The sequence below is a fragment of the Mesorhizobium sp. KACC 23794 genome, from assembly GCF_052180275.1.
Taxonomy (GTDB): domain Bacteria; phylum Pseudomonadota; class Alphaproteobacteria; order Rhizobiales; family Rhizobiaceae; genus Kumtagia.
Window position 1 is genome coordinate 5,716,284 of the sequence record NZ_CP197465.1, and the last position, 23,959, is coordinate 5,740,242.

General features: G+C 62.0%; 21 protein-coding genes and 1 pseudogene. 15 read left to right on the forward strand and 7 right to left on the reverse strand.

Annotation, left to right across the window (positions count from 1 at the left end; all coding sequences use genetic code 11):
• Nucleotides 1-107 precede the first annotated feature (107 nt).
• The 10 genes from ccoG to ACSBOB_RS27900 all read left to right on the forward strand — a co-directional run bounded on the left by ccoG (nt 108) and on the right by ACSBOB_RS27900 (nt 11,050).
• Nucleotides 108-1,667, forward strand: a complete 1,560-nt coding sequence (gene ccoG / locus ACSBOB_RS27855) for a cytochrome c oxidase accessory protein CcoG (RefSeq protein ID WP_442579277.1) — start codon at nt 108-110, stop codon at nt 1,665-1,667.
• On the forward strand, nt 1,664-2,158 hold the full coding sequence (locus tag ACSBOB_RS27860; protein WP_442579278.1) for a FixH family protein: 495 nt from the start codon (nt 1,664-1,666) through the stop codon (nt 2,156-2,158). Before ccoG ends, ACSBOB_RS27860 begins: the two co-directional genes overlap by 4 nt.
• Complete coding sequence (locus ACSBOB_RS27865; protein ID WP_442579279.1) at nt 2,155-4,392, forward strand: cation-translocating P-type ATPase; 2,238 nt, start codon at nt 2,155-2,157, stop codon at nt 4,390-4,392. Before ACSBOB_RS27860 ends, ACSBOB_RS27865 begins: the two co-directional genes overlap by 4 nt.
• Nucleotides 4,389-4,580, forward strand: a complete 192-nt coding sequence (ccoS, locus tag ACSBOB_RS27870; protein WP_442579280.1) for a cbb3-type cytochrome oxidase assembly protein CcoS — start codon at nt 4,389-4,391, stop codon at nt 4,578-4,580. The genes ACSBOB_RS27865 and ccoS overlap by 4 nt, the downstream gene beginning before the upstream one ends.
• A gap of 128 nt (nt 4,581-4,708) precedes the next feature.
• On the forward strand, nt 4,709-5,146 hold the full coding sequence (locus ACSBOB_RS27875) for a pseudoazurin (RefSeq protein WP_442579281.1): 438 nt from the start codon (nt 4,709-4,711) through the stop codon (nt 5,144-5,146).
• A 173-nt stretch (nt 5,147-5,319) separates the two neighbouring features.
• Nucleotides 5,320-6,597 carry a 5-aminolevulinate synthase gene (gene hemA / locus ACSBOB_RS27880; protein WP_442579282.1) on the forward strand — a complete coding sequence of 426 codons (1,278 nt, stop codon included), beginning with the start codon at nt 5,320-5,322 and terminating at the stop codon, nt 6,595-6,597.
• Complete coding sequence (gene trxA, locus ACSBOB_RS27885) at nt 6,598-7,044, forward strand: thioredoxin (RefSeq protein WP_442579283.1); 447 nt, start codon at nt 6,598-6,600, stop codon at nt 7,042-7,044.
• A 10-nt stretch (nt 7,045-7,054) separates the two neighbouring features.
• Nucleotides 7,055-8,314 (forward strand): MgtC/SapB family protein, encoded by a 1,260-nt coding sequence (locus ACSBOB_RS27890; protein ID WP_442579284.1) that lies wholly within the window; start codon nt 7,055-7,057, stop codon nt 8,312-8,314.
• A gap of 60 nt (nt 8,315-8,374) precedes the next feature.
• Nucleotides 8,375-8,761, forward strand: coding sequence for a hypothetical protein (locus ACSBOB_RS27895; protein ID WP_442579285.1), 387 nt, complete (start codon nt 8,375-8,377; stop codon nt 8,759-8,761).
• 6 nt (nt 8,762-8,767) lie between these two features.
• On the forward strand, nt 8,768-11,050 hold the full coding sequence (locus ACSBOB_RS27900) for a heavy metal translocating P-type ATPase (protein WP_442579286.1): 2,283 nt from the start codon (nt 8,768-8,770) through the stop codon (nt 11,048-11,050).
• Between the two features lie 34 nt (nt 11,051-11,084).
• Here the strand turns inward: ACSBOB_RS27900 and ACSBOB_RS27905 are convergent, their stop codons facing one another.
• Both ACSBOB_RS27905 and ACSBOB_RS27910 read right to left on the reverse strand, forming a co-directional pair.
• Nucleotides 11,085-12,257, reverse strand: coding sequence for an acetate/propionate family kinase (locus tag ACSBOB_RS27905; RefSeq protein ID WP_442579287.1), 1,173 nt, complete (start codon nt 12,255-12,257; stop codon nt 11,085-11,087).
• A complete protein-coding gene (locus ACSBOB_RS27910) occupies nt 12,257-14,638 on the reverse strand; it encodes a phosphoketolase family protein (protein ID WP_442579288.1) in 2,382 nt (793 codons plus the stop codon). Before ACSBOB_RS27910 ends, ACSBOB_RS27905 begins: the two co-directional genes overlap by 1 nt.
• Nucleotides 14,639-15,047: 409 nt before the next feature.
• Between ACSBOB_RS27910 and ACSBOB_RS27915 the strand changes: the two genes are divergently transcribed.
• A complete protein-coding gene (locus ACSBOB_RS27915; RefSeq protein ID WP_442579289.1) occupies nt 15,048-16,637 on the forward strand; it encodes an MBL fold metallo-hydrolase in 1,590 nt (529 codons plus the stop codon).
• 207 nt (nt 16,638-16,844) lie between these two features.
• Here the strand turns inward: ACSBOB_RS27915 and ACSBOB_RS27920 are convergent, their stop codons facing one another.
• From ACSBOB_RS27920 to ACSBOB_RS27940, 5 genes are all read right to left on the reverse strand, one after another.
• A complete protein-coding gene (locus ACSBOB_RS27920; protein WP_442579290.1) occupies nt 16,845-17,540 on the reverse strand; it encodes a VIT1/CCC1 transporter family protein in 696 nt (231 codons plus the stop codon).
• 4 nt (nt 17,541-17,544) lie between these two features.
• Nucleotides 17,545-18,063 (reverse strand): cytochrome b, encoded by a 519-nt coding sequence (locus tag ACSBOB_RS27925; protein WP_442579291.1) that lies wholly within the window; start codon nt 18,061-18,063, stop codon nt 17,545-17,547.
• A gap of 185 nt (nt 18,064-18,248) precedes the next feature.
• Nucleotides 18,249-19,610, reverse strand: coding sequence for a sensor histidine kinase (locus ACSBOB_RS27930; RefSeq protein ID WP_442579292.1), 1,362 nt, complete (start codon nt 19,608-19,610; stop codon nt 18,249-18,251).
• Entirely contained in the window at nt 19,607-20,281 is a 675-nt protein-coding gene (locus ACSBOB_RS27935; RefSeq protein WP_442583856.1) for a response regulator transcription factor, read from the reverse strand. The genes ACSBOB_RS27930 and ACSBOB_RS27935 overlap by 4 nt, the downstream gene beginning before the upstream one ends.
• Before the next feature lie 2 nt (nt 20,282-20,283).
• Entirely contained in the window at nt 20,284-20,565 is a 282-nt protein-coding gene (locus tag ACSBOB_RS27940) for a PepSY domain-containing protein (protein WP_442579293.1), read from the reverse strand.
• 183 nt (nt 20,566-20,748) lie between these two features.
• On the opposite strand from ACSBOB_RS27940, the gene ACSBOB_RS27945 reads away from it, so the two are divergent.
• From ACSBOB_RS27945 to ku (ACSBOB_RS27960), 4 genes and pseudogenes are all read left to right on the forward strand, one after another.
• A complete protein-coding gene (locus tag ACSBOB_RS27945; protein ID WP_442579294.1) occupies nt 20,749-21,033 on the forward strand; it encodes a PepSY domain-containing protein in 285 nt (94 codons plus the stop codon).
• A complete protein-coding gene (locus tag ACSBOB_RS27950) occupies nt 21,030-21,593 on the forward strand; it encodes a cytochrome b/b6 domain-containing protein (protein ID WP_442579295.1) in 564 nt (187 codons plus the stop codon). The genes ACSBOB_RS27945 and ACSBOB_RS27950 overlap by 4 nt, the downstream gene beginning before the upstream one ends.
• Before the next feature lie 678 nt (nt 21,594-22,271).
• Nucleotides 22,272-23,138: a non-homologous end joining protein Ku gene (gene ku, locus ACSBOB_RS27955; RefSeq protein ID WP_442579296.1), complete on the forward strand. Its 867-nt coding sequence runs from the start codon at nt 22,272-22,274 to the stop codon at nt 23,136-23,138.
• Between the two features lie 5 nt (nt 23,139-23,143).
• A pseudogene (gene ku, locus ACSBOB_RS27960) lies at nt 23,144-23,951 on the forward strand (non-homologous end joining protein Ku).
• Nucleotides 23,952-23,959 lie beyond the last annotated feature (8 nt).

Here is a 23,959-nt window from a genome sequence, read left to right on the forward strand (position 1 = left end):
CGGGGGGCTAAGGGATCCTGCCGCTTTGACCCAAATCAACGCAAAGCCGACGGTGCCGTGAGAAGGTTGTCACGCTGAGCCCGGCAGGTCGGGTCGGAGATGCGACCATGCTCGATACCGCTGAGATTGAACGGCTGAATGCCGAGCCGGTCAACTCCGCACAGACGCGGCGGCCTTTGTACGAGGCGCGCAGGAAGATTTTTCCGAAACGCGCCGACGGACGGTTCCGCCGCTTCAAATGGATCGTGATGCTGGTCACGCTTGGCATCTACTATCTCACGCCGTGGCTGCGCTGGGACCGCGGTCCCTTCGCGCCGGACCAGGCCGTGCTTGTCGATCTCGCCAATCGCCGCTTCTACTTCTTCTTCATCGAGATATGGCCGCAGGAATTCTATTTCGTCGCTGGTCTGTTGGTCATGGCCGGTTTCGGACTTTTCCTGGTCACGTCGAGCGTCGGGCGTGCGTGGTGCGGCTATACCTGTCCGCAGACGGTGTGGGTGGACCTTTTTGTCGCTGTCGACCGTCTGGTCGAAGGCGACCGCAATGCCCGTATCAAGCTCGACCAGGCGGCCTGGTCGGCGAAGAAACTGGTGCTCCGCGTCACCAAGCACACGATTTGGCTGTTGATTGCGGTCGCGACCGGCGGGGCGTGGATATTCTATTTCGCCGATGCGCCAACTCTTCTGGTCGACCTCTTCACCGGTCAGGCGGCGCCGATCGCCTATCTGACGGTCGCCGTGCTGACGGCCACCACTTACACGTTCGGCGGCCTGATGCGCGAACAGGTCTGCACCTACATGTGCCCCTGGCCGCGCATCCAGGCGGCGATGCTGGACGAGCATTCGCTGACCGTCACCTACAACGACTGGCGTGGCGAGCCGCGTTCCCGTCACGCCAAAAAGTCGATCGCCGCCGGACAGAAGGTCGGCGACTGTGTTGATTGCAACGCCTGCGTCGCCGTCTGTCCGATGGGCATCGACATCCGGGACGGGCAGCAGCTCGAGTGCATCACCTGCGCGCTCTGCATCGACGCGTGCGACAGCGTCATGGACAAACTTGGCAAGGAAACGGGGCTGATCTCCTACGCGACGCTGTCCGACTATAATTTCAACATGCGCATCTCCACCAATGGCGGCGCTTGCGGGATTTCTCCCGATCTTGTCCGTACCACTAAGGGCAAGCTGTCGCCTGGGCTGGCGCATTTCCATCTCGCAAAGATCTTTCGCCCCAGGACACTGGTCTACTTCGCCGCGTGGTCCGCGGTCGGGCTGCTGCTCGTATACGGACTGCTCACGCGAGACCGCCTGCAGGTCAACGTCCTGCATGACCGCAACCCGCAATTCGTGAGACTGTCCGATGGTTCGATCCGCAACGGCTACACCGTCAAGCTGCTCAACATGATCCCTGAGCCACGCACGATCATCGTCACGCTTCAAGGGCTGAAAGGCGCACAGATGACCGTGGTCGGCATCGACCAGCCTGAAGATCGCGCGTTCGCTGTCGAGGTCGAGCCGGACCGCCTCAAGACCTTGAAAGTCTATGTGCGCCAGCCGCTCGAAAACGTCGCCGCACAGTCGCAGCCTTTCAACATCGTGGTCGAAGACAAATCGAGCTTCGAATCCGACGTCTACGCCGCGACATTCGAAGCGCCGGGAGGCACGAAATGAAGATAGTCCAACCAACGACCGGCTTTACGGGCCGGCACATGCTTCTGACCATGCTGGTCTTCTTCGGCGTCATCATAACAGTCAACGTCACCATGGCGGTGTTCGCCCGCACCAGTTGGACGGGGTTCGTCGTCGCCAATTCCTACGTCGCCAGCCAGGAATTCAACGCAAAGATGGCTGAGACGCGGGCGCAGACGGCGCTTAAGTGGAAAGGCACGTTGGCGATCCGGGACCACCTCGTTCGCTACCGGCTTGTCGATCCGGCTCACGCCCCGGTGCTGCTGAAAGGCGTGCAGATCAGCTTCAAGCGGCCAGTCGATGATCGGGAAGACCATGTCATTACACTGGCTCCGGACGGAGACGGCGGGTTCGCGCTGTCCCATGAAGTGGCGGACGGCGTTTGGTTGATCGAGATCAACGCCGATGCGGGTTTGTCCAAACCTTACCGCGAGACCCTGCGCGTGCACGTGATCGGAGGTATTGCGTCATGAGTTGCTGTGCACCCGGCGCCGAGGTCGCGCTTCAGCTGGCGAACACTGTTCCTTCGGCTTCAGAACTGGCTTTGGCGGCCCGTTCGCTCGGCAATGGCGTGCGCCAGACCGAGCTCTCGGTTCCGGACGTTCATTGTGCGGCCTGCATCCACACGGTCGAACGCGGCCTCCGGCACCTCGAAGGCGTTAGGTCGGCCCGGGTCAATCTGTCGACGAAACGGGTCACCGTACAGTGGGACGACGGGCCAGTGCCTCCGATTGGCGAGACGCTGGTCAAGCTCGGCTATCCTCCGCATCTGTTCGAAGAGGCATCGAACCGCAACGACAAGACCCTCGCCGAACTGATCCGCGCTGTCGGTGTGGCCGGGTTCGCCGCTGGCAACATCATGCTTTTGTCGGTTTCGGTGTGGTCGGGCGCCGAGGGCGCCACGCGCGACTTGTTCCACTGGGTATCGGCGCTGATCGCGCTTCCGGCATTGTTCTTTGCCGGCCGCATCTACTACCGCTCGGCGTGGGGCGCGCTGCGGCACGGCCACATGAACATGGACGTGCCCATCGCCATCGGCGTGACGCTTGCCTACGCCATGAGTCTCTACGAGACGATCAATCATGGCCACCAGGCGTTTTTCGATGCGTCGGTGTCGCTGCTGTTCTTCCTCTTGATCGGCCGCACGCTCGATCACGTCATGCGCGACCGTGCCCGCTCCGCCGTGCTCGGACTGTCGCGCCTGACGCCGCATGGCGCCCTGACCATGGACGACGGCGGCAACCGCGCATACCGCCCGGTCGGCGAGATCGAACCGGGTATGAGAATCATGATCTCGGCTGGAGAAAGAATCCCAGTCGACGCGGTCGTCCTCGAAGGCGTTTCCGAGCTCGACTGCTCATTGGCCACCGGCGAAAGCGCGCCGGTCCCCCTTTCGCCTGGCAGCGAGGTCCGGGCCGGCACACTCAATCTGACAGGAGCCATTACACTGAAGGCGCTACGCCCGGCGTCGGATTCCTTCCTTGCCGAGATGACCCGCATGATGGAGGCTGCCGAGGGCGGGCGCGGGCGCTACCGGCGCATTGCCGAGCGCGTCTCAGCCCTCTATGCGCCGGTCGTTCACCTTACGGCGTTTGTCACCTTTCTCGGCTGGATGGCAGTCGACGGCGACTGGCACAAGGCAATCACCATCGCTATCGCGGTCTTGATCATAACCTGCCCCTGCGCGCTCGGCTTGGCGGTGCCGATCGTGCAGGTCGTCGCGGCCCGCCGCCTCTTTGAGCAGGGCATCTTGGTCAAGGACGGCTCCGCGATGGAAAGGCTGGCCGAAAGCGACACGGTCATCTTCGACAAGACGGGAACGCTGACGCTTGGACGACCGCGTCTGTGCAATGCTGCAAAGATTGACCCGGCGAGCCTGTCAATCGCGGCTGAACTCGCGGCCAGGTCCCGCCATCCGACTTCGCAGACGCTGGCAAGCTATGCCACCTTGGACAACGACGGCTTCGAAACGATCGAGGAAACGCCGGGATGCGGCATGGAGGGCCAGAGAAAAGGCGAAATCTGGCGGCTGGGCCGCGCCGGATGGGTGCTCGGCCAAGCGGCACCGGCGCAAGTCGGCACCGTTTTGGGCTGCAACGGCCGGCTTGCCGCGGTTTTCGAATTCGAGGACTTGCTGCGCCCGGACGCAGAGGCCGTTGTCGATGAATTGACAGCCGGCGGCAAGTCCGTGGAAATGCTGTCTGGAGACGCCGAGCCGAAGTGCCGTGACATGGCTACCCGCCTCGGCATCGACACGTTCTCATCATCGCTGATGCCGGCGGACAAGACCAACCGGATCTCCGATCTTGTCGACCTTGGCCACAAGGTCCTCATGGTCGGTGACGGTCTCAACGATGCGCCGGCGCTCGCCGCCGCCCATGTATCGATGGCGCCCGCAACGGCAGCCGATATCGGCCGCAACGCCGCTGACTTCGTCTTCCTGCACGACAGCCTCGGCGCGGTCACTGCCGCGTTCCGGATCGCGCAAGATTCCGACCGGCTCATTCGCCAGAACATCGCGCTCGCCGTCGTCTACAATGCGTTGGCCGTGCCGATAGCAATCCTGGGATACGTAACGCCCCTGATCGCGGCGATCGCCATGTCGGCCTCATCCATTCTGGTGATTGCCAATGCACTGCGTCTCGGCGTCCGCGAGAGCCGCGTCGCTGACGCTGCGATCCGGCGCTTTGCGGAGGCACAGACGTGACGACACTCGCCTACCTTATCCCCGTCGCGCTGTTCCTGGGCGGGTTGAGCCTTGTGGCGTTTCTATGGGCTCTGCGAAGCGGCCAATATGAGGACCTGGACGGAGCGGCTGAACGCATCTTCATCGAAGAGACTGACAGCCTGCCGTTGGACAAAACAGCTGATCGGAAGCGTTCAGCTACGCGGTAAGGCCGGCGAGACTCATGGAGGAGAAATAGGCAATCAAGTTTGATCGAGATCAAAGATCGCCTGCCTTGGTTCGCCTAACGACGGATGGACACTTCACCGTCGATCTCCAACCCGAAAGCTCCCCCGTTATGAACCATACCATCGCCCTCGCGACCGCAGTTGTTTTGGCTGCCAGCGGCGCCAGCGCCGCGGATCACCAAGTTCTGATGCTTAACAAGGGTGAACACGGCACTATGGTCTTTCAACCGTCGCTCATCGTAGCGGCGCCGGGCGACACCGTGACATTCGTCCCCGTGGACAAAGGCCACGATGCCGAAAGCATCAAGGGCATGATGCCGACAGGCGCTGAGCCTTTCAAAGGCAAGATCAACGAACAGATTACCATCCCGCTCTCCGTCGAGGGGGTCTACGGAGTCAAATGTACACCGCACTACGGGATGGGCATGGTCGCGCTTGTCTTGGTGGGCAAGCCGGTCAACCTAGATGAAGCCAGGGCCGTAAAGCAGAGCGGCAAGGCCAAGAAGGCCTTCGAGGAACTCTTCGCCCAAGTTGAGGCGGGCGATTGAACAAGGGGGGTGTCTAATCCGTTGTTTGCCTCGCCGGCGGACGCACATCCGCCCGGCTGTCTTTTTCGCAAGGCGATCCCACTTGACCGACATCAAAGCAGTCAGCCCGCCAAGCGGCTATCGATGATCCGACGACCACCCGCATCCGATATCGGTCGCCAAGTGAGGCCGGAATGGACTATCGACGCTTTTTCGAGGATTCGATCACGCAATTGCATGCCGAGCGGCGGTACCGGGTGTTTGCGGACCTGGAACGCATCGTCGGGCGATTTCCGCAGGCCATCTGGCGCCACGATGGCCAGGTCGACGAAGTCACGGTCTGGTGCTCCAACGATTATCTCGGCATGGGCCAGCACCCCGACGTGATCGCCGCGCAGCAATTTGCTGCGGGAACGATGGGCGCCGGCGCAGGTGGCACCCGCAACATATCGGGGACCAATCATCCTATCGTCACGCTTGAACGTGAACTTGCCGACCTTCATGCGAAGGAAGCCGCGTTGGTATTCACGTCCGGCTTTGTCTCCAACGAGGCGTCGATCTCGACGATTGGCCGGCTGTTGCCCGATTGCCTCATCTTCTCCGACGAATTGAACCATGCCTCGATGATTGAGGGCGTGCGCCGCTCCGGGGCCGAGAAGAAAATCTTCCGCCACAACGACGTGGCACACTTGGAAAGCCTGCTGCAGGCGACCGGCCGTGATCGGCCCAAGCTGATCGCATTCGAAAGCGTCTACTCTATGGACGGTGACATCGCTCCCATCAAGGAGATCGCCGACCTCGCAAAAAAATACAATGCGATGACCTATCTCGACGAAGTCCACGCGGTCGGCATGTACGGATCTCGCGGCGGTGGCATCGCCGAGCGAGACGAGGTCGCCAACCGCATCGATATCATCGAGGGAACCCTAGCCAAAGCTTTCGGGACACTTGGCGGCTATATCGCCGGTGCAGTTCCAATCGTCGATGCCGTTCGCTCCTACGCACCTGGCTTCATCTTCACCACAGCACTGCCTCCAGCCATCGCAGCGGCGGCAACAGCATCGATTCGCCACTTGAAGACATCGTCCGCAGAACGCGAACGGCATCAGCGGCAGGCCAGGCAGACGAAGGATATTCTGTTGGCGGCAGGTTTGCCGGTGATGCCATCCGAAACCCACATCGTGCCGCTATGGGTTGGCGATGCCGAATTGTGCAAGGCGGCAAGCGACCGCCTGCTCGGCACGCATGGGATCTACATCCAGCCGATCAACTATCCGACCGTTCCCCGCGGCACGGAAAGGCTTCGCATCACGCCTACGCCTTTTCACGACGACGCCTTGATCGCAAGCCTGCGCGAGGCGTTGCTCGAGACCTGGCAGGCGCTGGGAATTGCGCGCAACACCAACACGCGTCCTGCCCTGAATCCTGGCGGGCGGGTGATTCCGCTTCTCGTTCCTGCGGCGGGCGGGTAGATGACGGGAGACATGGTCGTCTGCAGCGCTTGCGCCAGCGCTAATCGGCTCGTCGCGACGCGCCCCGCTCTGTTCGCGAAGTGCGGAAAATGCGGTCGCAAGATTTTCGCAGGCCATCCGCCAGACGTGGACGCGGCGACGCTCAGGCGACACTTGGCGCGGTCGACCTTGCCGGTGCTCGTCGACGTTTGGGCGCCATGGTGCGGCCCTTGCAAGATCATGGCGCCGGCGTACGAGGCTGCAGCAAAGCAACTTGAGCCGGACGTCGTCCTGATAAAGCTTAATTCAGACGATGCTCAAGCGACTTCCTCCGAACTTGGCGTCCGCAGCATTCCGACCATGATCCTTTTCCATGGTGGCCGGGAGATCGCCCGCCAGTCCGGGGCAATGACTACGGCGCAGATCGTTCGGTGGGTCCGCGACCACCTGCCATACGTCGCGGCATGAACACCGCGTCATGGACACGCTCCTCGCTCGTCTTGGCCTTGCCCTTGCGATCGGTCTGCTGATCGGTCTGGAACGCGGCTGGCGCGAGCGTGAAGCACCCGACCGTAGCCGGACGGCCGGTATCCGCACCTATGGAATTTCCGGTCTCCTCGGCGGTGTCCTCGCCGCGCTTGCGCAATCGCTGGACGCGGTCTCGGTTCTGATAACAGGGTTTCTCGGTTTCGCAGCCGTCCTAGCCTTCTACAAGGCGCGAGAGGCAGCTCACGACGAGGATTTCAGTGTTACCGGCGTCATGGCGGGCCTTGCGGTATTTGCGCTGGGGGCCCTTGCGGTCGCTGGGGATTATACGGCGGCCGCCGGGGCTGCTGCTGCTCTTGCCGCCCTGCTTGCGAGCCGCGAGGTCCTGCATGGACTGCTGAAACGCCTGACCTGGATCGAATTGCGCTCCGCACTGATCCTGGCCGTCATGACAGCGATGGTGCTGCCGCTGCTTCCAAACCGCACCGTCGATCCGTGGGGTGGACTCAACCCGCGGGAAATCTGGCTTTTCACCGTTCTGACGGCCGCTATCTCCTATCTCGGCTATATCGCGGTCCGCATGCTGGGCGAGACCCGCGGGCTGGCCATCAGCGCTGTTTGCGGGGCATTAATCTCTTCGACGGCGGTCACGCTCGCGCTCGGCCGCATGGCGAGGACGGCAGAAAGAAACCACCGTCTGGCGGGTGCGGCCGCGCTGGCAGCGACGGTTTCACTGGCGCGCATCGCCTTTATCATTGGCCTCGTCGAGCCGCGTGTGCTTATCGAAATCTTGCCTGCGACGCTTGCAGTTGCGGCTGTCTTCGGCCTTTGCAGCGGGCTGATGCTGGCCAGAGGGGTTGATGCGGGCAGTGTCGACACGTCCTCGCGCAGTCCGTTTGACCTTGGGCCACTGTTGTTGTTCGCGCTGCTGTTTGCCGCCGTCTCGACGCTCAATGCGGCTCTAGCTGGCCATATCGGGCCGGCGGGTCTGATCGTCGCAACCGCCGCTTCCGGCGCAGTCGACGTGGACGTCGCGGTGCTCAGCGTGTTGCGGCTGGTGGGCACCTCCATGACCGTCGAGGCGGCCGGGCGGGCGGTTCTTGCGGCTATCGCGGCCAACGCCTTGCTCAGGTTGATCCTGGCCATGGCTACGTCCACGCCCCGCTTCTGGGCGCCGTTGCTATTCGCCACAACGGGAGCCGGGGCACTGGGGGGTGTTGTCTTTGTCTTCTCGCCCTCGGTCTTGCCTTGATGCCGATCAAGGACGGCACTTCCTCGATCTGGCACGAGGAAAGCCGAAAGGAAGCACCCAATGAGTGAGACAATGACATTGCCTGCTAATTTCCGCCATGTGCGCCTGCTGCTTGCGCGCGAGAAGGCCCACCCCGAAGGTGCGCGTGACGAAGGCTATGACCTTCTCGTGCCGCTCGACAAAGAGGGTCGTCTCGATCCCCGAGAATGGAAGGCGCATCAGGCTTCGTGCAGGGTCAGGCGGTTCGACGAAAACGGGGACGTCAAGATCGGTCGACTTCGGCGCAAGCCCGGTGGGCAATGGTACTTCGATTACAAGGAAGGCGAAAGCGACGACGAGATCGGCTTTCGCCTCGGCGAGGAGCGTTTCCTGACCGGCGAGTATGTGTCGATCGGCACACATGCGTCCATGCACACCTATCAGGTGGCCCGCGTCGAGAAACCCTGACCGGCGATGGGACGCAACACACGCCTCGCGCTGATCGTCATTGCTTTGGCTGGACTTGGAGGTGGCTTGAGCACCTGGCTCTGGGGGACCCCATCCCTTGCGTTTCGCCTCTGGACCGCCGGCACCGTCCCGGTCGTGGCCGTCCTCGGCATTTCGATAGTTCGTGACTTGCTCGCTGGCCGAATGGGCGTCGATGCTGTTGCTTTCGTCTCCATGTCGGCAGCGCTCGCCCTTGGCGAAGGGCTCGCTGCCGCCGTGATCGCAGTGATGTATGCCGGCGGCAACGTGCTCGAGGAGTTCGCGGTGGCGCGGGCGGAGCGGGATCTCAAGTCGCTGGTGGATCGTACGCCGCGCATTGCGCACCGGCGCTCTGCCGGAAATGTGGATGACGTGCCAGTCGATGACCTTGCCATCGGCGACCTCCTTCTCGTGCGCGGCGGCGAGGTCATTCCCGTGGACGGCGTGATCGCGAGCCCCGACGCTGTGCTCGACGAGTCGGCGCTTACAGGAGAGCCTGTTCCGGTTCACCGCCGACAGGGAGAAGCGGCGCGAAGCGGCACGATCAATGCCGGCGAAATGTTCGAACTCGCCACGACAGCCACCGCGGGCCAGAGCACCTATGCCGGCATCGTACGCATGGTCACAGCGGCCCAGACGGCCAAGGCACCCTTCATTCGGCTAGCCGACCGCTTCGCAATATTGTTGCTGCCGCTCACGCTTGTCGTCGCCGGCGGAGCATGGTTGCTGTCCGGCGACCCGTTGCGGGGACTGGCGGTCATGGTCGCGGCAACCCCCTGCCCTCTGATCCTCGCTGCGCCCGTGGCGTTCATCTCCGGCGTGGCGCAGGCGGCTCGTCGCGGCATCCTCGTCAAGGGCGGCGCCCCGCTCGAGGCCCTGGCGCGCACGCGCACGGTCGTCTTCGACAAGACCGGTACGCTGACGGTGGGCGGCGCCCGTCTTGTCGCCGTCGAGACAGCGCCGGGTGAGGACGCCGATGATGTTCTGCGGCTGGCCGCCACGCTTGAGCAGGCTTCGCATCACGTGGTGGCCAAAGCGATCGTCGAGGCGGCCTTGGCCCGCGGGCTGCAACTCGATCTTCCTTCTCAGGTCCACGAGACGATGGGATCCGGCCTCGAAGGATTGATCGCCGGCAGGCGGGTCATGGCCGGCTCGTATCAGCTGGTTCACAGCGCCAGGAAGGCGGAAGACTGGGCCGCCCGCGCGCTGCGCCGCGCAGCATGGCGCTCTGCACTCAGCGTTTTCGTTGCGGTCGACGGCCGGACCATCGGCGCTCTTCTGCTTGGCGACGAGCTCCGGCAGGAAACACCACATGCCATTCAGGCGCTTCGTGCGGCCGGCGTCACCCGCATCGTCATGGTCACCCGCGACCGCGCCGATGCAGCCGAAACGATTGCCGCCGCTCTTGATCTTGATGCCGTGCTAGCCGACCGCGAGCCGGCCGACAAGGTGGACGCGGTGGCTGTCGAGCAGCGTATGCATCCGACGGTGATGGTGGGCGACGGCATCAATGACGCCCCCGCGCTGGCGACCGCGGATGTGGGTATCGCCATGGGCGCGCGCGGCGCCAGTGCCTCTTCGGAGGCCGCCGACGTCATTCTCCTGGTTGACCGGCTCGACCGTGTATCGGACGCGATCGTCATCGCGTCACGAACCCGCAGGATCGCCTGGCAGAGCATCGTCGCCGGTCTCGGCATGTCCGCCATTGCCATGGGCGCAGCGGCCGCTGGCTGGCTGACACCGGTCATGGGGGCGCTGACGCAGGAGGCCATCGATGTCGCCGTGATCCTCAACGCTCTGCGCGCACTCACGCCCGGACGCAGATCCGGCCGGGGCCGTCTGCCGGGAAGCGCAGCGCAAACCCTCCACGAAGACCACGAACGCCTGGCCGCGGCGCTCGACCGTCTTCGCTCCATCGCCAACGCGCTGGACGACGCAGAGCCGGCCGGGGCAGTGGCGCTCATCAAGGAAGCCAGCGGCCTGGTGGGCGAGCGCATCGTTACGCATGAAAGCGATGACGAAAGCATGGTCTATCCTCGCCTCTCGAAGTACCTTTCGGATGCGCATGGTCTCAACGCCATGAGCCGCGCCCACCGCGAGATCATTCATCAAGCCAGGCTCCTCGCCCGCGTGGCCCGAGACCTGGACGCAAACGACATCGACCGCCACCTGATCCGGGACGCCCAGCGTGTCATCGAGTCGGTGGAGGCGCTGGTGCGGCTCCACAACGCACAGGAAGAGGATATTTATGAACACGCCGCGGCGGCCTGAGCTGTTTGATTGTCACGCCGCCCGACCGACCAAACTATGCGGATACTCCAGAGATCACGCCGAGCGTGTGCCGGGCGATGATGGACTCCTCATCGGTTGCGACCACGCACACTTCGACAGTGCTGGTGGAAGCGCTGACCACCGGCTCATGGCGATCGTTGGCGTCCTTGTCGATCACGACGCCAAGCCAACCGAGCCTGTCGCAGATCGACCGTCGCACGCCGGCGGAATGCTCCCCGATACCGGCCGTGAAAACAATGCAGTCCAGACCGCCCAGGGTATTCGCAAGTGCCGCGGTCTCTCGCGCGGCGCGAAACACGAACAGCTCGACGGCCTCGCGAGCATGCTCCGCCTTGCTCGCCTCCAGGTCACGCATATCGCCGGAAGTTCCCGAAACACCAAGCAATCCGGATTCCCGGTAGAGCAAGCGCTCGAGCTCTTCCGTTCTCATCCCTTCGTGTTGAAGCAAGTAGAGCAAGACACCCGGATCGATCGTTCCGCAACGTGTCCCCATCACCAGCCCGTCAAGCGCGGAAAATCCCATGGTCGTGTCGACGCTGCGGCTGTATCGCATCGCGCAGAGGCTCGCTCCATTCCCAAGATGGGCGACGATCGTCCGGCGATCCGCCCTTCCCTCGTCATGGAGCTTTCCGGCGATGAATTCGTAGGATAGTCCATGGAAACCGTAGCGACGGATACCTTTTTCCTCATAGGGGCGGGGCAGAGCATAACGGCTAGCCGGCGGCTGCATCGTCCGATGGAAAGCCGTGTCGAAGCAGCCGACCTGCGGAAGTCCCGGCCGCAGTTTCGAAAGGGCACGGATCGGGGCGATGTTGCGCGGCTGGTGCAATGGCGCGAGCGGCGAAAGTGCTTCGATGGCGTCGATCCGCGCGGATGTCAGTAGCGAAGGTTTGAAGAACGTCGATCCTCCATGCACGATGCGGTGGCCGCAGGCGACGATACGGCGGTTGCCAAATTCGGTTTCAATCCAGTCCAACATTGCAGCGATTCCGGCCGGCAGTCCGTCACCCTGAACGGTAAGCTCAAGAAGGACCGATCCATCTCCAGCCCTGGCCACAAGGCGCGACGACTTGTCGATGTCCAGCATACCGCGCGCCACAGTCGTCAGATCGCCACCGCCGATGTCGAAAATGCCGAACTTGATGCTCGAAGAGCCGGCATTGAGCGCCAGGATCGTGGCCTGCATCAATCTTCGGCTCCGACCGCCGTTCCATATGGCCAAACCCAGTCGCGGATTTCCGGCATGTCTTCGCCGTACTCGCAAACATGGGCCTTGTGTTCGGCGAGCTTGGCCTTGATCCGCTCGGTCAGTTCGTGCCCGCGCTCTTCTAAACCGGGCACACGGCGCAGCACAGCCAAAGCCAGATGAAAACGGTCGAGTTCGTTTATCACCGCCATGTCGAAGGGTGTCGTCGTCGTTCCCTCCTCCCTGAACCCGTGGACATGGATGTTGTCGTGGTTGGCTCGCTTATAAGTCAGGCGGTGGATGAGATAGGGATAACCGTGATAGGCGAAGATGACCGGTCTGTCGCGCGTGAAAAGGTTGTCGAACGTCTCGTCGGTGAAACCATGCGGATGTTCGCCATGCGACTGCAGCGTCATCAGGTCGACGATGTTCACGACCCCGATCTTCAGACCGGGCATCCCCGTGCGCAGGATGTCGACGGCGGCCAAGGTCTCCATGGTCGGCACGTCGCCGGCGCAGGCCATGACGACGTCCGGCGTCTCACCAAGAGGGCAGTTCGAGGCCCACTCCCAGATGCCCGCACCCGCCCTGCAATGCGCGTCGGCGGCCTCGACCGGAAGCCACTGCGGCGCCGGCTGCTTCCCGGCCGTTATGACGTTGATGCGGTTGTAGGTGCGCAGGCAATGATCCGTGACCCAGAGCAACGTGTTGGCGTCGGGCGGAAAGTAGAGCCGGACGATATCGGCCTTCTTGTTGGAAACGAAATCGGCGAATCCCGGATCCTGGTGCGAGAAGCCATTGTGGTCCTGCCGCCAGACATGTGAGGTGAGCAAATAATTGAGTGAGGCGATCGGCTTGCGCCAGGGCAGTTCGGCGGAAGTCTTCAGCCACTTGGCGTGCTGGTTCACCATCGAATCCACGATGTGAATGAATGCCTCGTAGCACGAGAACAGGCCGTGCCGTCCGGTGAGCAGGTAGCCTTCGAGCCAACCTTGGCAGAGATGCTCCGACAGCACCTCCATGACGCGTCCCTCGCGCGCAAGATACACGTCGTAAGGCTCGATCCTCTCCATCCAGACGCGGTCGGTTACCTCGAAGACGGCGTCCAGCCGGTTCGATGCCGTTTCGTCGGGACCCATCAGGCGGAAATTCCGCGTCTTCTCATTGAGCCTCATCACATCGCGGAGGTAGGCGCCCATTAGTCGCGTCGCCTCAGCGACATTGCCGCCCGGCTTCGGCACGTCAACCGCAAAGCTTTTCCAATCTGGCAGGACGAGATCCTGCTTCAGCAGCCCACCATTGGCGTAAGGCGACGCGCCCATGCGCTTGCCGCCACGAGGCGCAAGGGCGGCAAGCTCTGGAAGAAGCCGCCCATCCGTATCGAACAGATCCTCCTGCCGATAGCTTCTCATCCAGTCTTCGAGAATCTTGCGATGCGCGGCATCACCGCGCGCATTCGATACCGGCACCTGATGCGAGCGCCAGAAGTCCTCGACCTTCTGCCCATCCACCTCTTTTGGCCCGGTCCAGCCCTTGGGACTGCGAAGCACGATCATGGGCCAGCGCGGTCGTTCCCCGGACCACCCATCTTCCCGGGCGGCACGCTGAATGTCCCTTATATGGTCCAGCACCTCGTCGAGTGTCCTGGCCATCAGGTCATGCATCATCCGGGGTTCGTGTCCTTCCACGAAGAATGGTTCGTAGCCGAGGCCACAGAAAAGATTGCGAAGCTCCTCGTCATCCATCCGTGCGAGCACAGTCGGGTTGGCGATCTTGTAGCCGTTGAGATGCAGGATCGGCAGCACCGCGCCGTCGATCCTGGGGTTCAGGAACTTGTTCGAGTGCCACGCGGCGGCGAGCGGTCCCGTCTCAGCCTCGCCGTCACCAACAACGCAAGCAGCGATGAGGTCGGCATTGTCGAGAGCTGCGCCGTAGGCGTGGACCAGGGCGTAACCAAGTTCACCGCCTTCATGGATGGAACCCGGTGTTTCGGGAGCGACATGGCTTGGTACGCCGCCTGGAAAGGAGAACTGCTTGAAGAGTTTCGTCATACCCGCCGCGTCGGGCGTGATATCCGGATAGATTTCGCTGTAGGTGCCTTCCAGCCAGGTGTTGGCGACCATGGCAGGCCCGCCATGTCCTGGACCGCAAATGTAGAGGACGTCGAGGTCTCGCTCGCGAATGATCCTGTTGAGATGCGCGTAAATGAAGTTGAGCCCGGGTGTGGTGCCCCAATGCCCAAGAAGCCGCGGCTTCACGTGTTCAGCCTTCATGGGCTCTCGCAGCAAAGGGTTGTCCATCAGATAAATCTGACCGACGGACACGTAGTTGGCGGCGCGCCAATAGCGGTCAATGAGTTCGATTTCCTTATCGTTGAGCATTGCTACATCCCTTCGTGGACCACAGCCTCAAACGCGCACCGGAACCAGCATGGATCGATCGCATTCCGGCAGCAAACATGTCCGGCGGTGGACCATGGGAACAGCTGAATCCCATCTCATGCCTTCAGCGTCGAGCGCATTTGCTAGCCGCCACAGACCGCATCGCTCCACCATATCCAAGCGTCGAAAACGCGACCAACAGAGACAAAGTGCGGGATCTAGTCTGCACGATCAAAGCCGGTCGGAATTGACGCCGGTCAAAGCAACGACCACGCTTGTCATGGAACCTGAGCAGATGACGCACCGGTGATGCTCATTGCAACATCATCTGCGCAACGTCATGGGGATCGCGTCGGTGCAAGCAAAAGAGCGACCGGCGCCTCCCGTGTTGGCGTCGAGGAAGGAGACCATGCACCCGATCCTACGGTTTCACGGCGCCGCCCACGGCGTCACCGGCTCATGTTACGAAATCGAGACCGGCGAGTGTCGCGTCCTTGTCGATTGTGGCCTATTTCAGGGTTCGAAATCCGAGAAAGAGCTGAACTACGGAGACTTCCCGTTCGATCCGAAGACTGTCGATGCCGTTATCCTCACGCACGCCCATATCGATCACAGCGGCCTGCTTCCCAAGCTCGTGAGGCTCGGCTTCGCAGGTCCGATCTTCGCGACACTCCCCACCATCGACCTGTGCTCGGTCATGCTGCCGGATTCGGCCCACATCCAGGAGATGGAGGTAGAGAACCTCAACCGCCGCAACGCGCAGCGAGGTCGCCCGCAAGTGTCTCCGATCTATGCGGTCGCGGACGTCGCCGCCTGCATGAGGCAGTTCCGACCCGTGCAGTATGACGTTTGGACAACCGTCGGGACGGGCGTGCGCACCCGCTACTGGAATGCCGGTCATCTCTTGGGATCGGCATCGGTGGAGATCGAGATCGACCGCGATAAAACCGACGCTCCGCTGCGTCTCCTGTTTTCTGGTGATATCGGACCCGGGCAGAAGCTCCTGCAGGTTGAACCAAACGGACCGAAAGGCGTCGACTATCTGGTCTGCGAATCCACGTATGGCGACCGCGACAGGCCCGAATTCTCGCGCGACCAGCGCCGTGCAATGCTGGGTGAGGAGGTCAGGCGGGCAGTAGCCTCGCAAGGCCCGCTCATCATCCCGTCCTTTGCTGTGGAGCGCACCCAGGAATTGCTGGTTGATCTTTTCCTGCTCGCTCGCAACGGCTCGATCCCGTCCGGACCGATCTTCGTCGATTCTCCGCTCGCCACTCGCGCCAGCGCGATCTTTGAGCGCCACGCAGGCGAGATAGAAAGTGGCGATACCCTGCTCGCGGCACTCAAGTCGGGCGACATCCGGTTCACCGAGACGGTCGAACAAAGCAAGTCGATCAACCGGCTGTCTGGCTTCTTCATCGTCATCGCGGCCAGTGGCATGTGCGACGCAGGGCGAATTCGCCATCATCTCAAGGCCAATCTCTGGCGAGCCAACGCCAGCATCATGATGGCCGGCTACCAGGCACAAGGGTCGCTCGGGCGGATCCTCATCGACGGAGCCTCGCGCGTGCGCATCCAGGGGGATGAGGTCAACGTCAAGGCGCGCATCGTTTCATTCGACCTATACTCGGGCCATGCAGACGCGACCGAGCTGGTTTCCTGGGTGGCTAATCGCTCACCGGTGCATGGGACCATCTTCCTGACCCACGGGGAGGACACTGGCCTCACCGGTCTGCGTGATCGCCTGTCGTCCACATTTGCATCCGAGCGCATCATCCTCCCGCTTATCGACGATGCCTATGAACTGGGACCTTCAGGCGCACGACAGGTCGACCTCAACAGACCTCGTCGGCTCACGCCGGAAAAGGTTGCGCGGCTCGACTGGCACAACGACCTGTCAAAGCTGCTCATCGAAGTCACCGATCAGGTCAACACGGCCGCCGACGAACGGGGCCGCGCGGCGATCATCCGGCGCCTGCGACGGGCACTCGTCGAGGACTGAGCGAAGCATCGCAACAGGGCTGCTCTGCCGTCGTAAGAAGGGACTGCAGTCGTGGATGCCATTGCGCACTTCGTCGTTACCCGGCCGCGGAATAGTTCATGTCACGTGTGGAAAACGTCTGTGGCTTCCCAACGCGAAGGGACCAAGCCAGTGCTCGGGGCGACCAAGGTTGGGGTCGTCAAAGATCGTGTTCTGGGCGAGGCTGGATCAGATTGCAGTGCCGAAGAGCGCGCCAATACCGGCTGTCAGCGCCATTGCCAACGCGCCCCAACATGTGACGCGCACGCTTGCTTTCAGCGCATTGGCGCCACCGGCCTTAGCCCCAACGGCACCGAGCGCCGCCAGGAACAGAAGCGAGGCAACCGACACAATTGCGACCAGATATGTTGTCGGTGCGATCAAAACCATCGCAAGCGGCATGGCCGCGCCAACTGAAAATGCAGCTGCCGATGCCAGCGCGGCCTGGATCGGCCTCGCTGTTGTGATCTCCGTAATACCGAGCTCGTCGCGAGCATGTGCGCCGAGCGGGTCTTTAGCCATCATCTGGTCGGCGACCTGCAGCGCTAAGACCTGGTCGACGCCACGTGCCACGTAGATTTGCGCGAGTTCATCGCGCTCGGAATCAGGCTGCCCTGCGAGTTCGGCCCGCTCGCGATCAAGGTCCGCTTGCTCAGTGTCGGATTGCGAACTGACCGACACATATTCACCTGCCGCCATCGACATCGCGCCCGCCACCAGCCCCGCGACTCCGGCAACGAGAACATCGGAAGCGGCGGCATTGGCCGCCGCAACGCCAACGATCAAACTGGCCGTCGACACTATGCCGTCATTGGCGCCGAGCACGGCAGCTCGCAGCCAGCCGATGCGCGATATAAGGTGGTTTTCAGCATGCAGACGACTCATCTTGTCAACTCATGCGCTGTTTCGCCGGCCGCAGCATCCGGACCAGCACATCCGATTTCACAAAGAAATGCTGCCACAACGCCGCGGCGGCATGGAGGCCGACGACGGCGATGATAATCGGCTTCGCGAACTCATGAATCTCCCCCATTGCGTCAAGGTCAAAGTACCATGCCAGTGCACCCGTAATCGGCATGCCGAAGATAAACAGATAGAGCAAAAAGTGGGTTGCCATCGCGATCCGCTTGAAGAGCATGTTTTCTTCCGGTGGAGGCGCCGGCACACCCCGTAGCAGCCGGATCGCCAACCGCCAAAGCGCTAGGAGCAGAACAAGCAGTCCGACATAAACATGAATGTTCGCATTGATCAGATCGTCATTCTGAGGCGAACTGTGTTGCGAAAATGCTCGGTAGGCGGGCTTTATGTCCTCACCGATCACCAGTTGGAAGAGAACCAGCGCCGCGATCACCCAATGCAACAGAATCTGCGTTGCTGTGTATCCGGCTGTCTCCTTGGCAACATTCATGACAACTGCCTCACAGTTACCTAGCTTGTTCATAGCGAACATAGCCACTGTCTTGCACGAATGTTTTGATCTACGACAAACCGCTTTACTGCGGCCAGCGAATGTCAGGAGCCTAGCGGAGCAGTGAGCATCATCATGAACAATGTTGCCCGACCCCAGCCCTTGCCGAGCGCCACATCAGGTCCCTAGGCCGTCGCGGCGAGCAGCCGAAACGACACCTCCAGGCCACCTAAATCCGAAACGGCAAAACGCGGCGTCGAACCGTACTCCGCAAGGATGTCGGCTACAATCGCCAGCCCGAGCCCAGCGCTGCCGCCGCTCTCGTCAAGGCGCGCACCGCGTGCGATCAGGTGCGCGATGGACTGCGGATCGACCGCAGGCCCGTCATCGGCCACAGCAACGAGTACGTCCCTGCCGTCCACGGTTGCGCGGACCCGGACACGGCGCGCAGCCACGCGTGCGGCATTCTCTATCAGATTGCCGAGAACCTCGTTCAGATCGTCAATGTCGGCGGTAACGGCGAGAGTGACCTCCACGTCGATGTCCCAGTCGATTGCCTCACCGGCGGGCGTTCGCGCCAGAGTCCGCGCGATGGCCTCGACCGCCGCGCGAACCGTCGTACTCTGGCCCTGCTGACGGTGGCGCTGGCGCGAGCGCGCAAGTTCCCGCTCGACGATGCGCCGCATTTGCCGGGCAACAGCCTCGATATCGTCGGCGACCGGGTTCTGACCGACCGTCCTGAGCTTCGCTATGTCCCCGGCCAACGCGGTGAGCGGCGTTTTCAGACCATGCGCGATGTCGGCGGCCCGGTGCCGAGCCTGGCGAAGCGCAGCCTGTTGTGCTTCCAGCAGGCTATTCACCTCGGCAACCAATGGCGCGATCTCCGTCGGTGCGGAGAGCGACAGGTGATCGGCGCGCCCCTCGCGCACCGCCGCGATTGCGGAGCGTATGCTGGCAAGCGGTTTCAGCCCCGCGCCTACCTGTAACCAGCCTGTCAGCAGCAGCAACCCCCCGAGCAGCGCGAGGCCGGGCAGGAGATCGCGCCGAAATCCTGCCGTTAGCGCCTCGGTATCTGCCTCGTTCACGGCAACGCTGATCCTGACGGACCGCTCGCCTGAGGGTGTGTCGATCACGACGCGCTTCTCATGCAGGATCGCGTCGCGCTGATCCGGTGCTTTCGCACGGTGTGTGTGGGTCGCGCCGGCATCCAGTTTGTCGTCAGGAAGGGAGAGCCGCGCGTCCCAGAGGGAGACCGAGCGCAGCGTCGTGCCCTCTTTCTCGTCGAGCACCTGCCAATAAAGACCGCCAAATGGTCGCAGGAACCTGGAATCGGCTGGCTCGCGCGCAAGAGACAACCGACCGTCCGTGCCGACGCGCAGATTGCCGGTCAACGTGTCGATGTAGGTGTCGAGTTCCTGCTCCACGCGCCGCTCGACATGGCGTCCAAACAGCGTGACGATGCCCGCACCGGCGACGGCAACCGCAACCAGCGTTCCGATCAGCGAGAACAACAGCAGCCGAAGCCTGATCGACCGGAGCAGCCTCATGGCCCCGATCTGTTCGCTTCAGCGATCAAATAGCCGAAGCCACGATGTGTTTCGATGATATCGGGTCCGAGCTTGCGCCGCACCCGACCGACCAAAACCTCGACCGCGTTGGACTCTCGCTCATAGACGTCGCCCTGCAGCTGCTCCGCCAGTTCCTGCTGCGGTACGACACGGCCAGGGTGGTGCATGAGATACGCGACCAGCCGGTATTCCTGGGGCGACAGGGCCAGCGGCACGCCGTTCCGCGAGACGCGCATCAGGCGAGTATCGAGCGTGATGCTGCCGATCCGGATTTGCGGGCTGGCAAGCCCGCTGCGCCTGCGCAGGATGGCGCGCAGCCGCGCTAGCAGCTCCTCCATTGCGAAAGGCTTCGGCAAATAGTCGTCGGCCCCGGCGTCGATCCCTTCCACGCGCTCGCTCCAGGAGCCCCGCGCGGTGAGCACGAGCACCGGGAAGTCGCGCCCGCTCGCCCGCCAGCGCTTCAGCACCGACATCCCGTCCATCTGTGGCAGGCCGAGATCGAGAATGGCGGCGGCATAGTCCTCGGTGTCGCCTTTAAACCAAGCCTCCTCGCCTTCACGCACCCAATCAACCACGTAGTGGCTGGCTTCGAGCGCGGCGATGATGTCGGCGCGAATACGCGTATCGTCTTCGACCAAAAGAATCCGCATGATCAATCGTCGTCGTCCTGCATGGTGAGATAGCGGCCATTACGGGCATCGACCTTGATCTCGATCAGATGGCCGTCCGGCTGCAGGATGTGGAACTCATAGTACGGCGTGTCGTGTCGGGATTCGAACTCGGTTTCGACGATCTCGCCCTGGTACCGCGCGCGAACCGCGGTGAAGATCCGCGCGAGCGGCACGAATTCGCCCGACTCGGCGCCGCGGCTCGCTCGTTCGGCGTCCTCATGACGGCTCTGATGGTCCTCGTCCGCATGCGCCCAACCGGTCATGGCGACAGCCAGCGCAAACGCGCACAAGACTCTCCGCACTCTGTTTTCCAAGCCCATCCGCACCTGTTGGCGACACCCCGATGACAAAACGCTGACAACGATGCTCAGCGCTCCGTCACCGAATTCCGCCGAAAACGCTGCCATCGCAACAAAGCGATATTTCGACGAAACAAGGAAACCAAAATGCGTACAATGATCTCAGCCGTGGCCCTCTTCACCCTGCTTGCCGGGGCAAGCGCCGCGTCCGCGGAAGACAGCCACAAATGCGGCACTGCCGCCGAGAGCCAGTGGATGAGCAAGGACGCGATCAAGGCCAAGTTCGCCGTCGACGGAACGGAAGTCAGGCAGGTCAAGGTCGAGGACGGCTGCTACGAAGTCTATGCTGTCACCAAGGACGGCAAGAAGACAGAGCAGGTGGTCAATCCCGTGACGGGCGAGGTCGTCGGTAGCGAGGACGACGAGGGATGAGCACCGGCGCCGAAACGCTCGATGCCGGCCGCGGCGACCGGCCGGCGATGGTCAAGGTCTGGGACCCCCTGGTGCGGCTGTTCCACTGGTCGCTGGTCGGGGGCTTCGCCTTCGCCTACTTCACCGGTGACGAATGGAAGGACGCACACATTGTCGCGGGCTACATCGTCGGCGGTCTTGTCGTGTTCCGCGTCCTGTGGGGGCTGGTCGGTCCGAGGAACGCCCGCTTCACGAGCTTCGTCCGCGGACCTTCGACGACCCTCGGTTATCTGAGGAGCGCACTGGCATTCCGGGCACCGCGCTACCTCGGCCACAATCCAGCCGGAGGCGCGATGATCGTCGCGTTGCTTGTGGCGACCGCAACGATTGCCACGACCGGATACATGATGACCACTGACGCTTTTTGGGGCGTCGAATGGGTGGAAGAGGTGCACACGACCACGGTCTATCTAACGCTCGGGCTGATCGTGCTGCATATCGGCGGTGTCCTGCTGGCCAGCATCGAGCACGGCGAAAATCTGGTGAGCGCCATGTTCACGGGCAAGAAGCGGGCGAATTAAGCGTGGCAGGCCGGTCGGAGTGCGGCCGGCCTGCGTCTTCGATGCTCGCCATTACCGATGTGGATTTGACGCCCTTTCCTTCAGCAAGCTCTTAGCTTACCTAGTCTTATGCCGTTCTGTATTGATGAAATCGGAGGCGCAGAGTTCGTAATGATGGGGTCAGGTGTTCGAGTCACCTAAGCGGCACCAAATTTTCTCAGTAAAACCAAGCGTATAGACTCAACCATCCGGTCGATCGAGTTGGAGACATCGCCTTTCGTAAGGCCTTTGTCTCCACGTTGTCTCCAGAATAATGCGGGCTGCCGGATACGGGTGGCGAACTGCGACGCCAATAAAGGCCTCGACGCTCCGCGCCAGTTGCGATTGGGCGAAGCCGAATCGGCTGATGGAGGACATTCTGGCCGAGGACGACGGCGGTGCTCGGCATTCCCCGTTTGCCGCAGCGGAACCAGTATCGCGGTCCTGCGGCTTTGCCCACGTTTCAAATCACCATTCAGTAATGCTGTTGGATCCGTGCGTGTGTCAGCACCGACTACCTTCTCTGTTGAACGCTGGCGACAGCTCCCCGCGCCGGTCGCTACCGCCCAACCCCTTGAATTTAGATTCCTTTTGACTCGGAACCATCGCGGCAGAGAGACTCTTATTGACTCGCATAAGTTGTATCGGAGTGCGAGTGCCATGGTCGCGTCACGGGCGAACTGGAAAGGTTTCATCAAATTTGGAGAAGTCGCTTGCGCGGTTGCGCTGTATACTGCGGCCTCGTCTTCGGAAAGAATCGCCTTCAATACCCTCAATCGCGCGACGGGAAATCGCGTCCGTCGCGAATTCGTCGACAGCGAAACCGGCGACCCTGTCGAGCGGGAAGCGCAGGTGAAGGGATATGAGACCGAGAACGGCGATTACGTCGTGCTCGAACCTGATGAGGTTGCAGCGGCGATCCCCGACAGCGACAAGACCCTGAAGATCGAGGCCTTTGTTCCGTGCAACGAGATCGATGACGTCTATTTCGACAAGCCCTATTATCTCGCGCCCGATAAGATGGGCGCCGATGCTTTCAGGCTGCTACGCGACGGCATGCGAAAAGCCAAGGTCGCGGCTCTGGCGCGCACGGTACTCTTCCGCCGGCTGAGAACAGTGTTGATCCGTCCGCACGGCGCGGGCTTGATCGGCACCACGCTGAACTTCGACTACGAAGTGCGTTCATCTCAGGAAGCCTTCGACGACATCCCCAGCACCAAGATCGAAGGCGAGATGCTCGATCTTGCCAAGCACATCATCAATACGAAAAAGGGCGAATTCGACGCCAAGACTTTCGATGACCGTTATGACGCGGCCGTCGCCGAACTGGTCAAGGCTAAAATCGAAGGCAAGGCTCTTCCAAAGAAGAAGGCACCGCCAGCTTCGAAGCAGAACGATCTATTGCAGGCGCTGCGGGAGAGCGCCGGTATGGCAACCTCGAAAAGCCCGAAACGTGCTGTGGCCAAAGCCGATGCCGGCCCCAAGCAACCGAAGCGTGTCGCCGCTGGCGCCAAACGCGCTGCCTGATAGTCATGGCGGTGCGCCCATACTGGAAAGGCTATCTCAAGCTCTCGCTGGTGACTTGCCCCGTGCAGATGATGCCCGCGACCTCGGAAAGCGAAAAGATCCGCTTTCATACGCTGAACCGCGAGACCAACAATCGCGTCGTCAGCCACTGTCGATGCCGTCACTGGCAAGGAGGTCAAGGACGAAGACGAGGTCAAGGGCTATCAGAGGGGTGAGAACGATTACGTCATCCTGGAAGACGAGGAGCTTGATAACGTCGCTCTGGAAAGCACGCGAACGATCGATATCGATGTCTTCTCACCGCGTGATTCCATCGAGTGGATCTGGCTCGACTCGCCCTATTACCTGTCGCCAAACGATCCGGTCGGCCAGGAGGCTTTCTCAGTGATCCGGGACGCCATGGCCGCGGAGGACATGGTTGGCATCTCCCGTCTGGTGATTTCCCGTCGCGAGCGCGCGGTCATGCTTGAGCCGCGGGGCAAAGGCATCGTTCTTTGGACTTTGCGCTATGGCGATGAGGTCAGGGATGAGGACGCTTATTTCGAGGGGATCGACGGTAAACCATCGGACTCGGAGATGATGCCTCTCATCGAGCAGTTCATCAAGAAACAGACGCGGCATTGGGACAGCAAGCTGGTGTCGGATCCCGTCCAGGACAAGCTGCTGGAAATCATCGAAGCCAAGCGCAAGAAGACCACGCGGCCGACGAAAGCGAAAGGATCCGAAGCGAAGGCGACTCCCAACAACGTCATCAACATCATGGATGCCCTGCGCAAATCCGTCGAGGCCGAGAACCGGCCGGCTAAGCGCTAGCGCTCGGC

What these genes read in the sequence shown, in the direction of transcription:
- ccoG (WP_442579277.1), top strand. Translation starts at nt 108, where the DNA reads ATGCTCGATACCGCTGAGATTGAACGGCTGAATGCCGAGCCGGTCAAC.
- ACSBOB_RS27860 (WP_442579278.1), top strand. Translation starts at nt 1,664, where the DNA reads ATGAAGATAGTCCAACCAACGACCGGCTTTACGGGCCGGCACATGCTT.
- ACSBOB_RS27865 (WP_442579279.1), top strand. Translation starts at nt 2,155, where the DNA reads ATGAGTTGCTGTGCACCCGGCGCCGAGGTCGCGCTTCAGCTGGCGAAC.
- ACSBOB_RS27875 (WP_442579281.1), top strand. Translation starts at nt 4,709, where the DNA reads ATGAACCATACCATCGCCCTCGCGACCGCAGTTGTTTTGGCTGCCAGC.
- hemA (WP_442579282.1), top strand. Translation starts at nt 5,320, where the DNA reads ATGGACTATCGACGCTTTTTCGAGGATTCGATCACGCAATTGCATGCC.
- trxA (WP_442579283.1), top strand. Translation starts at nt 6,598, where the DNA reads ATGACGGGAGACATGGTCGTCTGCAGCGCTTGCGCCAGCGCTAATCGG.
- ACSBOB_RS27890 (WP_442579284.1), top strand. Translation starts at nt 7,055, where the DNA reads ATGGACACGCTCCTCGCTCGTCTTGGCCTTGCCCTTGCGATCGGTCTG.
- ACSBOB_RS27895 (WP_442579285.1), top strand. Translation starts at nt 8,375, where the DNA reads ATGAGTGAGACAATGACATTGCCTGCTAATTTCCGCCATGTGCGCCTG.
- ACSBOB_RS27900 (WP_442579286.1), top strand. Translation starts at nt 8,768, where the DNA reads ATGGGACGCAACACACGCCTCGCGCTGATCGTCATTGCTTTGGCTGGA.
- ACSBOB_RS27905 (WP_442579287.1), bottom strand. Translation starts at nt 12,257, where the DNA reads ATGCAGGCCACGATCCTGGCGCTCAATGCCGGCTCTTCGAGCATCAAG.
- ACSBOB_RS27910 (WP_442579288.1), bottom strand. Translation starts at nt 14,638, where the DNA reads ATGCTCAACGATAAGGAAATCGAACTCATTGACCGCTATTGGCGCGCC.
- ACSBOB_RS27915 (WP_442579289.1), top strand. Translation starts at nt 15,048, where the DNA reads ATGCACCCGATCCTACGGTTTCACGGCGCCGCCCACGGCGTCACCGGC.
- ACSBOB_RS27920 (WP_442579290.1), bottom strand. Translation starts at nt 17,540, where the DNA reads ATGAGTCGTCTGCATGCTGAAAACCACCTTATATCGCGCATCGGCTGG.
- ACSBOB_RS27925 (WP_442579291.1), bottom strand. Translation starts at nt 18,063, where the DNA reads ATGAATGTTGCCAAGGAGACAGCCGGATACACAGCAACGCAGATTCTG.
- ACSBOB_RS27930 (WP_442579292.1), bottom strand. Translation starts at nt 19,610, where the DNA reads ATGAGGCTGCTCCGGTCGATCAGGCTTCGGCTGCTGTTGTTCTCGCTG.
- ACSBOB_RS27935 (WP_442583856.1), bottom strand. Translation starts at nt 20,281, where the DNA reads ATGCGGATTCTTTTGGTCGAAGACGATACGCGTATTCGCGCCGACATC.
- ACSBOB_RS27940 (WP_442579293.1), bottom strand. Translation starts at nt 20,565, where the DNA reads ATGACCGGTTGGGCGCATGCGGACGAGGACCATCAGAGCCGTCATGAG.
- ACSBOB_RS27945 (WP_442579294.1), top strand. Translation starts at nt 20,749, where the DNA reads ATGCGTACAATGATCTCAGCCGTGGCCCTCTTCACCCTGCTTGCCGGG.
- ACSBOB_RS27950 (WP_442579295.1), top strand. Translation starts at nt 21,030, where the DNA reads ATGAGCACCGGCGCCGAAACGCTCGATGCCGGCCGCGGCGACCGGCCG.
- ku (WP_442579296.1), top strand. Translation starts at nt 22,272, where the DNA reads ATGGTCGCGTCACGGGCGAACTGGAAAGGTTTCATCAAATTTGGAGAA.